The organism is Pseudotabrizicola sp. (assembly GCF_030684215.1).
In the GTDB taxonomy this organism is placed as follows: Bacteria; Pseudomonadota; Alphaproteobacteria; order Rhodobacterales; family Rhodobacteraceae; genus Pseudotabrizicola.
Genome location: NZ_JAUXOV010000040.1, coordinates 103,112 through 112,654 on the forward strand (window position 1 = coordinate 103,112; position 9,543 = coordinate 112,654).

Annotated in this window: 9 protein-coding genes; all 9 read right to left on the reverse strand. The window is 59.4% G+C overall.

Annotated features, from left to right (window positions below; translation table 11 throughout):
• Positions 1-16: 16 nt before the first annotated feature.
• The gene (locus tag Q8K08_RS08350) at positions 17-1,078 is read right to left on the reverse strand and encodes a C45 family peptidase (RefSeq protein ID WP_304800874.1); all 1,062 of its coding nucleotides are present in this window, start codon (positions 1,076-1,078) and stop codon (positions 17-19) included.
• Positions 1,075-2,079 carry an ABC transporter ATP-binding protein gene (locus tag Q8K08_RS08355; RefSeq protein ID WP_305249760.1) on the reverse strand — a complete coding sequence of 335 codons (1,005 nt, stop codon included), beginning with the start codon at positions 2,077-2,079 and terminating at the stop codon, positions 1,075-1,077. The genes Q8K08_RS08350 and Q8K08_RS08355 overlap by 4 nt, the downstream gene beginning before the upstream one ends.
• A complete protein-coding gene (locus tag Q8K08_RS08360; RefSeq protein ID WP_304803015.1) occupies positions 2,076-3,065 on the reverse strand; it encodes an ABC transporter ATP-binding protein in 990 nt (329 codons plus the stop codon). Before Q8K08_RS08360 ends, Q8K08_RS08355 begins: the two co-directional genes overlap by 4 nt.
• The gene (locus Q8K08_RS08365; protein WP_305249761.1) at positions 3,062-3,955 is read right to left on the reverse strand and encodes an ABC transporter permease; all 894 of its coding nucleotides are present in this window, start codon (positions 3,953-3,955) and stop codon (positions 3,062-3,064) included. Before Q8K08_RS08365 ends, Q8K08_RS08360 begins: the two co-directional genes overlap by 4 nt.
• A complete protein-coding gene (locus Q8K08_RS08370; RefSeq protein ID WP_304803019.1) occupies positions 3,952-4,959 on the reverse strand; it encodes an ABC transporter permease in 1,008 nt (335 codons plus the stop codon). Before Q8K08_RS08370 ends, Q8K08_RS08365 begins: the two co-directional genes overlap by 4 nt.
• A 28-nt stretch (positions 4,960-4,987) precedes the next feature.
• On the reverse strand, positions 4,988-6,529 hold the full coding sequence (locus tag Q8K08_RS08375; protein ID WP_304803021.1) for an ABC transporter substrate-binding protein: 1,542 nt from the start codon (positions 6,527-6,529) through the stop codon (positions 4,988-4,990).
• Positions 6,530-6,685: 156 nt separating this feature from the next.
• Positions 6,686-7,996, reverse strand: a complete 1,311-nt coding sequence (locus tag Q8K08_RS08380) for an RNA polymerase sigma-54 factor (RefSeq protein WP_305249762.1) — start codon at positions 7,994-7,996, stop codon at positions 6,686-6,688.
• A 352-nt stretch (positions 7,997-8,348) separates the two neighbouring features.
• Positions 8,349-8,894, reverse strand: a complete 546-nt coding sequence (locus Q8K08_RS08385; protein ID WP_304796867.1) for a YaeQ family protein — start codon at positions 8,892-8,894, stop codon at positions 8,349-8,351.
• 402 nt (positions 8,895-9,296) lie between these two features.
• On the reverse strand, positions 9,297-9,543 hold a 247-nt coding region (locus Q8K08_RS08390), incomplete at its 5' end, for an ATP-binding protein (RefSeq protein WP_305249763.1).

A 9,543-nucleotide genomic window follows, 5' to 3' on the forward strand; every position in this document is an offset into this window, starting at 1 on the left:
TGCATCCCCCGTGTGATCACCGGCAGGGTTTGATCCTTTGCCATTGGCCCAGACAGGGTGTCCCGTCACTGATCTCCATCCCGCCAACACTACAGGAATAAACCACCGAGGAAATGGTTTCAGCATCATTGACGCCGTCGGCGTGCTGGCAGAGGGGCGCCGTGCTAGAACCAGGATGGGTGGACATCAATGCTTTTGCCTTGGGCACAGTCCAGTCCTGATCCGGCAATATGCGACCAAGGAAATCAAACCGGAGGTGCGAGTTGCCTGCAATCTTGTCGCCGTCCGGGCCAAGCGTTTCCGCACGCGTCTGCGGTGTGGTGTAATGGTTGGTCCGCCATTGCACGCCGCCTTGTGTGATGACCGGACCTGCCGCAGAAAGCTCGACCGCCGCCGTTGCCCCCTCACGATCCGCCAGAACCAGCGTGCCGCCCCCCGCATGCGGCAGGCTGCGGATCATGGCCACAGCCTCGGCCACCGTGCGGGCGCGGGCCAGCAGCCGCGGTAAAAGGAAATAGCGCAGCCAGCCGACGCGGTGCCGGTTCACGGCAACCTGCGTGTCAGCCACCGCAAGCCCGGCCGCGTTGATGCCCGATGACCACACGGCCAGACTGCCAAGGCTGCCAAGGCTGAGGACTTGGCCCGTCAAGATATCGGGGCCGGAATGGCGCAACACGCATTGTACGCCTACGGCAATCCCGGATGTGTCGCGGTTTTTCACCACAAGCGCGCCCTCTGGACCAGAAGGCACCACCCATGCGCTGCACCCGTCGAGCAAGACAGCCCCACCCTTGATGTCACGCAAGGTGCCAAGATGAAGATGGGCAAACAGGTCTGGCTCTGACAGACCAAAGGCCGCTGCCACGCCCGAAAGTTCGGCCATCCCTTCGGGGTCATGGCGCTCATGAAACTGACGTTGCGCCGCCAGATAGGTCTCGGCTGCAGTGTCAATCAGACCTTCGGCACTTGCCCGCTCGACGCGGGCAATCGTAGCTTGCCGAACTTTATCTGCCGATGCCGCGCCTGCCTGCGCCTTGCCTCGTTCATAGGCTGTGCCGTTTGCCGAAACCTCTATCATCGTGCGCTTTCCAACAGGCTCAGCCCTTCTTCAAGGCGGTGACAGGCGGCGAAATGGTCAAGACCGACAGTTTGCGTGACAGGGGCAAGCGTCTGACAAGCTGGAATTGCCAAAGGACAGCGTGTGTGAAACTTGCACCCTTTGGGAGGGTTCAAGGGCGACGGCAGATCGCCTTGCAGTCGCACCCGGCCTTTTGCACGCTTGGCGCCAATTTCAGGCACCGCTGACAACAGGCTTTGGGTATAGGGGTGGCGCGGATTGTCCAGAACCGACGCGACAGGCCCGGTTTCAACAATTTCGCCCAGATACATCACGGCGACGCGGTCGCTCAGGTATCCGATCACCGAAATGTCGTGGCTGATGAACAGATAGGTCAGCCCCAGTTCCTGCTTCAGCTCCAGCAAAAGCGCGATGATCTGCGCCTGAATCGACACATCCAACGCAGACACCGGTTCATCACAGACGATGAATTCGGGGTTTGAGACCAGCGCCCGTGCGATGCCGATGCGCTGCCGCTGTCCGCCCGAAAACTGATGGGGATAGCGGTCAATCTGGTCAGCCTGCAGGCCCACGCGTTGCAAGACCTGCGTGGTCATTGCGCGTGCTTCGTCTCCGCTTGCGATGCCGTGCAACGCCAAGGGAAGCCCAACGATTTCGGCAACAGTGCGACGCGGGTTCAGACTGGCGTAGGGGTCTTGGAAGATGATCTGCATCCGCCTGCGGATCGCCTTGAGCGCCGAGGGCGAAAGCGCCGTCACATCTGTGCCGTCAAATTCAACCTTTCCTTCGGTCGGTTCATGCAGGCGCAGGATCGCGCGGCCCAACGTGGATTTGCCGCAGCCACTTTCACCGATCAGGCCCAGAACCTCGCCCTTATTGACGTATAAAGACACACCGTTCACGGCCCGCACCACCGATTTGCGCCCACCGGTCAGGCGCTGCGCCAATGACAGGCGGCCTTCGTAGTGCTTTGAGAGATTGGTGACTTGAAGCAAGCTCATGCGGTTTCCTCCAGTCGCAAACACCGGGCGCGTCGGCCGGGACCGACAGGCAGCATCGGCACCTCTACCAGACAGCTGGGTTGCGCCAGCGGGCAGCGCGAATGGAACCGGCACTGCGGCGCAAGACCCATCAGATTGGGCACCTGTCCCACGATCGGTGTCAGGGGTTGCCCGCGCATCGCAGGGCGTGGGATCGATGCCAGCAGTCCGCGCGTATAGGGGTGACGCGGGTGGCCAATCACATCATCGGTCGGTCCTTCTTCCACCACCTGACCGGCGTACATCACCATCACGCGGTCGCAATGTTCGGCCACCACGCCAAGGTCATGCGTGATCAGTGCCACAGCCATGCCCATCTGCGCCCGGATGTCCGAGATCAGCTCCAGCACCTGAGCCTGAATGGTGACGTCCAGCGCTGTGGTCGGCTCATCGGCAATCAACAACTTGGGGCGGCAGGCCAGAGCAATGGCGATCATGATCCGCTGCCGCATCCCGCCCGAGAATTCATGCGGATACTGGCGCAGACGCGAGTCCGGGGAAGGGATGCCGACAAGGCCCAGCATCTCGACGCACCGATCCTTGATCGCGTTGTGGCGGGCCGCGCGACCGGTGGGCAGCGTCTCGTCATGCGCGATCAACACTTCCGCCAGCTGCTCCCCTACTGTCAAGGCAGGGTTCAACGCCGTCAGCGCGTCTTGCATCGTCATCGCGATATCGCGACCGCGAACAGCGCGCATCTCTTCCGGTGACATCCCGCGCAGGTCGCAACCATCGAAAAAAATCGTGCCCTGTGTGACTCGTCCGGGCGGGCGCACCAGCCCCATGATTGACGCGAATGTGACGGATTTACCCGAACCGCTTTCGCCCACCACCCCCAGACATTCGCCGCGCGATATCTGCAGGCTTACCCCATCCACCGCCCGCACCAGACCGGCCCGTGCAGAAAACTCGGTGCGCAGGTTTGTGACTTCAAGAAGAACGGTCATTCGCTGAACCTCGGGTCAAAGGCGTCGCGCAACCCCTGGCTGGCCACATTGATGGCCAGAACCAAAAGTACGATCGCAAGGCCCGGAAAGGTAGATACCCACCACGCCTCAAGGATAAAGGAGCGGCCATCCGACACCATGCTGCCCCAGCTTGCCGTGGGGGGCTGCACCCCCAACCCCAGGAACGACAGTGACGCCTCAAGGATTATGACATTGGCCATGCGGATCGTAGAGACGACAATCACCGGCGACATGATGTTGGGCAGGATCTCGCGCCACATGATATGGCCTGACCCGGCACCTAACGCACGGGCCGCCTCGACATATTCCAACTCGCGCACCGCAAGCGTTTCGCCCCGCACCACGCGGCATGGAATGACCCACTCTTTATAGGCCAGCGCCAGCACGATATTGAACAGGCCCGGCCCCATCATGGCCATAAGGCCGATGGCAAAGATCAGATAGGGAAAGCCCAGCAGGATATCCACGATCCGCCCGATCACCACATCGACCCAGCCCCGAAAATACCCTGCGGCCAGACCGGCCAGAATACCAACACCCGTGGCCAGAACGATCACGACAACCCCGATAAAGATTGAAATGCGTGCGCCGTAGATGATGCGCGACAGGATATCGCGGCCCAGTCCGTCACAGCCAAGCACAAAGGCCCAATCGCCCCCCTCCATCCATGCGGGGGGCTGCAAACGGCGAAACAGGTCGGTCTGATTGGGGTCATGTGGGGCCACGAGCGGAGCCGCGACTGTCATGATGACAAAGATCAGGACCACGATGACCGAGACCATCGCCAGACGGTTGCGGCGAAAGTCGCGCAGATTGCGCCGAAACAGCGAGTCTGCGGGCGGGGTATGGGAAAGGGTTGCGTCGGTCACAGCTTCACCCTCGGGTTCAGGATGGTGTAGAGAATGTCGGCGACAAAGTTCAGCAGCACATAAGTGACCGCGTAGAGCAGCACCGCGGCCTGCACGAGCGGGTAGTTGCGCAAGAAAATGCTTTCCACCACCAGCCGCCCAAGACCAGGCCAGCCAAACACGGCTTCCACGATCATATTGCCCCCCAACAGGCTGCCGGTTTCAATGGCGGCAACCGAAACGGTTGGGATCAAAGCATTTTTCAGGGCATGGCGAAACAGAACGCGTCGGCGCGACAGACCCTTGGCCTCGGCAAAGGTAACGTAATCCTGACGCAGCACCTCCAGCATCGAGGCGCGGGTGACGCGCATCAGAATGGCAGTCATCGGCAGGCCCAGTGTGATGGCGGGCAGCAGGATGTGGCGCAAAGCGTCGCCAAAGGCCGCAAGATCACGGTGAAGCAGCGTATCGATCAGCAGAAAACCCGTGATCGTTGGCACCTCACTTGAATAGCCGATCCGGCCCGAGACCGGCAGGATTTGCAGATGCACCGCGAACAGCATGATCAGCAGGATGCCAAACCAGAACCCCGGCAGCGACACCCCCAGCAGCGAGCCCACGGTCGCAAGCCGGTCAAGGATGGAATTCTTGCGGATGGCGGCCAACACCCCCAGCGGAATCGCGGTGACCAAGGCCACGATCAGCGCGACAAGGCTCAGCTCGATCGTTGCGGGCAGGCGTTCGGCAATCACGTCACTGACCGGGCGACGGTGGTAGAAACTAGTGCCAAAATCGAATTGCAATGCGTTGCGAAGAAAGATGAAAAACCGTTCCAGCAAGGGCCGGTCAAGACCAAGGCCGCGCCGCAGTTCGGCTTCCTGTTCAGGTGTGATCGACTGGTCGCCGATCATGATCTGAACCGGGTCGCCCGGTGTCAGCGCCATCATCAGAAAGGCGATGGCGCTGACACCCAACAGGACGGGTATAAGTTGCAGCAAACGTTCCAGTAATCTGCTCAGACTCATGCTCGCCCCCTATGTTTGTGATCGTTGATCAGTTGATGCAGGCGTCGTGCAGATTGATCCTGCTGTCAGCGCTAGGCTTCCAGCCGGACAGCTTCTTAGAGACGCCGTAGATGTCCTGCGGAACCCAGAGATAGACGTAGGGTTGATCGGCGTTGATCATCAATTCGGCCTCGCGGTACATCGCGGCGCGCTTGTCCACATCCATTTCAATCGCAGCAGAATCCAGCAGCGTATCCAGTGCGGGATTGGCATAGCCCGCCGAATTTCCCCGATCATTCGTCTTGTGCGTCGGCGTGAAAATATCGAACGGGTCAAGTGAGCCATTCCCCCAGCTGGAGAAATACATGTCACCTGATTTTGGCTTGCCAGCGGTGCGCCATTTTTCGGTCAGTTGCGCGCTTTCGCCAACCGCAACCGTTGTGCGGATGCCTGCGTTTGTCAGCATCGAGGCGATCGCCTCAGCTGTATCTTTGAAGGCGCCTTCCGTATCCATGGTGATGGCAATGCCATCAGGATACCCAGCCTCGGCCAGCAGTGCCTTTGCCTTTTCCGGGTCATAGGCAACGGCGGGCAGCTCGCTTGCCCCGAAAGCATCGGGTGACAGGATACCTTCGATCCGGGCGGCAGTGCCGTCAAGGATACGGTCGATGATCAGATTTTTGTCGATGGCATGGGCTGCCGCCTGACGCACCTTCAGATCATCAAACACCTCGCCTTGCATGTTCATGGCCAGAAAGAAGCTGCGTGTGCCGTTTACCGTCATGACATCGGTTCCCGCATTCGCTTTGACCTGTGCGATCGAAAACGTTGGCAGTTCGTTGATGATATGAACGTCACCCGCCAGAAGCGCTGCGACACGGCTCGCGCTTTCCGGAATGATCTTGAAGATCGCCCGGTCAACGCAGGCCGCTCCGACTGGTTCGATATCGGGCGCGCCGCCGTAATAGTCGTCAAAGCGCTGAAGGATGATTGCATCACCCTTGCGCCACTCGCCCAATTTGAACGGTCCGGTGCCATTTGTCATTGTCGCCATTCCGGCGGTGCCATTGGCTTCGACAAAGGCCTTTGAGACGATCTGTTGGTTTGGCAGCATCGCAGGCAAGATCGGCCAAGGTTCCTTCAGCGTGATGCGGACAGTGTCACCGTCGACGATCTCGACCGATGCAACCGGCCCCATCAGGCCCTGTCGCGGGCTTGTCTGGCCATCGCCCATGGCTCCCTCGACCGTCACGCGATCAAGGCTGAACTTGACATCTTCGGCCGTCATGTCTGTGCCGTCATGAAACTTGATGCCCGAGCGGATCTTGAAATCATAGATCGTGGGCGAAACCTGCGTCATCGACTCTGCGATTTCGGGCACGACACGCATATCCGGGTCACGCGTTAAAAGGCCGTCGTAGATGTTTCTGATGACCGTCTCTGTCTCTCGTTTGCGGTGATTGGCGGGGTCGAGTGTGTCGGCATCGAGCGTGAAGCCGATGATCAGGTCCTCGGCCGCCACTGCGGCAGGCATCAGGGCAGGGGATGTGGCCAAAGCAGTGGCCAGTAAAAGGCGCGGCAGTGCGTTCATTGGAATTCTCCCTTATGAGTGAGCCCCGTTTTCGGGTGCTTGGTCCTTTCCGATGCGGACAAATGCAGTTATGCACAGTCCGTGCCAGAATTTGACGGCGCTTTAGGCTGGTCGGCGCGGCCTCAGGCGCGAATTGCACGCGGCGTGGTTTGCGCTTCACGCATCCCGGCGTGCCGGTCTGGAAGGAATGCCCGCCAGTTTGCGGTATTTCGTAACAGTGCGCCGCGCCAGAGCTACACCGTCGGGCAGCAGCAGTTTTGCAAGGGCTTCATCCGTCAATGGGTTGGACCCATCTTCCATGGCCACCAGTTTTCGCATCCGCTCCAACACTGCCTGAACCGAAAGCGGCTCTTCTTGGCGCCGAGCCGCCGGTGCAGAGGCACACAGCAATCCACGCAACCCAACGGTCCGCTTTGGCAATGACATGGTCAGCGCCGCCGTCACCCGACTGACCGTGCTTCGGTGCAAGCCAGTGGCCGATGCCAGATCGTTGATTGTCAGGGCGGCAAGCGGGGCGCTGCCACGCAAAAAGCCATCTTGGCGCACGATGATTTCAGTCGCGATTGTCAGAACCGTGGCGTGCCGCCGCTCGACCGCCTGTATCAGGGACCGGGCCTCTTGCAAGGCCTGAAGAGGGGCATCCTTGCTAAGCTCAAGGTGAAGGGCAGGAGCCGTCTGAGCATTCAATTCCAGTATCCAGCCTTCGCTGTCTTGGCGCAAAATCAGATCGCACGGGCGCGCGACGGCAGATCCATCTGAAAAGGCCGCCCCTGGTTTCGGATTCAGCCGCCGCAAAGCGCGCGCCATGTCCAGCACCATGTCAACGTCGCACCCGCAGGCATCGGCCAATGCGTCGGTCTCGCCCGCAGCCAAAAGCGGCAGATTGCGCAGCATTGCGGCAAAGGCGGGCGTCAGCAGGCCTTGTTCCTCGGCTTGCAGGGCCAGACATTCCGCAAGGGATCGCGCAAAGAGTCCGGTCGGCTCTGCCGTTTGCAGCTGGCGCAAAACCATTTCAGCACGGGGAACCGAACATTTTGCGTCGGCTGCAATCTCTGCGAGGCTTGCGCAAAGCCAGCCCGAAGGCTCCAAAGCAAACAGGAAACTATGCGCGATCCGCAGATCTTCAGGGTTCCGCACAAGTAGCGCAAGCTGGGCTTGCACATGCACGATAAGTCCGGCATCGGCCTGCGCAAGTCGTTCCGCATCGAACCCACCCGGCCCAGAGTGGACCTCAGGTGGCTGGCACTGACGGCCCGAGGTTGGCGGCTTGATCTGGCGGAGTAAGGAAAACCAGTCGTGGGCCTCGGGACCAGAGGTGACCTTAATAATTGCCCCCGCAAGCGCAAGATCAGCCAGCCGCGCAGACAGTTCAGTGTTAGACATCACCATAAAGCCAATGGCTTCTCGCAAGACCGGGGTCATCGCAAGCGAGGTGCGTTGCTTCAGCCCAAGGTCAAATCCAATCAAAACAAGCTCCTTGTGCGCCGGAGGTTTGGTGCCGCCAGCATGCGGCGGAATCAAACTGCATCAAACGTTGCAACTGGGCTTTCGTGTTTGGTTCAAGCCGCTGGCACCACGTCTGGTGAGTCGAGCCAAAGAGGAAAAATTCCTGCTTTGATCTTCCGCGTCCCAACTCTCGCGAAAGTCTCTCGAATTGTCATCCGACAGAGCTTGGCAGGTTGTGAAGGATATAGCCACAGATTCGGCCTCTGCAGATACGGCAAGCCACATCGCTCTTGCGCGATCCCCCTATCAAAAAAGCCTGTCCGCGGACACCACCAAGGAACGCAGTTCTGTCACTGCGGTCGGCACCCGTGACTTATGCAGCACTTTTCCATTTTTGCGGGGTAACGTAAACGATGCTCTCGCCGAGACTGACCATCACTTCACCGTCTTGGATGTTGATTTGTAGCTTCATTGCACGGCTTGCCAGCTTTGCCAGTTCGCCTGTGTCTTTCTCGGAAAAACTCACCACTTGAAGATTCTCAAAGCGGGTGGTGCTGTTTTTGATCTTGCTCCACCACATCTCGGCCGTCCTGCCGCCGTAAGGATAGACAATCACCCTGTCAGCCTTGCTACAGGATTGACGCATCACCTTTTCGCTGGGAAGCCCAAGGGCTACCCAAACATCAAGCTCGCCGCTCAGGCTTTTCTGCCAAATGTCTGGCTCGTCATCCGTTGAAATACCCTTCGTCATTTCCAGATTCTCATGGGCATTGAGCGCAAAAGCGATGATGCGCACCATCAGACGCTCGTCCGTCTCTGAGGGATGCTTGGCAACTGTTAGTTTATGGGTCTCATAATAGTGACGATCCATGTCGGAGACGGAGAGCTCAACTTTGTAAATGGTTGCATTCTGCGCCATGGTTTTTCCCGAAACTGCAAAGATCGCGATACTTACCGGGTCTGGCGACGTTATGAAAGCAGATAGAGCGGCCATGAATGTTGCGGGAGGACAGCAAAGGCATTGTGATGCCGCCGATGCCCATGTTTGGGTTTCGTTCATTGGCGCGCATCGGGAAGCGCACGGGGTCGAGCCGATCTGGAACATGCTGCCGATCGCCCCGGCCCCATTGGACTGCCCCCCATCGAGTGGTCTGGTCTGAATGTTAGTGCATGGTGGGCCTCGGGTCTATCTGGACGATGGTTTCCGGCGCTGGGGGACGGTATCCCAAGGCGCTGTGGGGCCTGACGTGTTGATTGCCACTGAGATTTGACCCGGCCTTGTCACCGAGAACTGACCCATCCAGTGGTTATGTTCTGCGTGTCATGATGGCGTCAATGCTGGTGTTTCCTTCCGTTTCTTTTTCGCTGTTTCGGAGCTGGCCTTGAAGCGGAAGCTATCGTTGCCGGTCTCCAGAATGTGGCAGCGATGGGTGAGGCGATCGAGCAGCGCGGTGGTCATTTTGGCGCCCCCAAAGACCGTGGCCCACTCGGCGAAGCTCAGGTTGGTGGTGATGATGACGCTGGTGCGCTCGTAAAGCTTGCTCAGGAGGTGGAAGAGCAAGGCACCG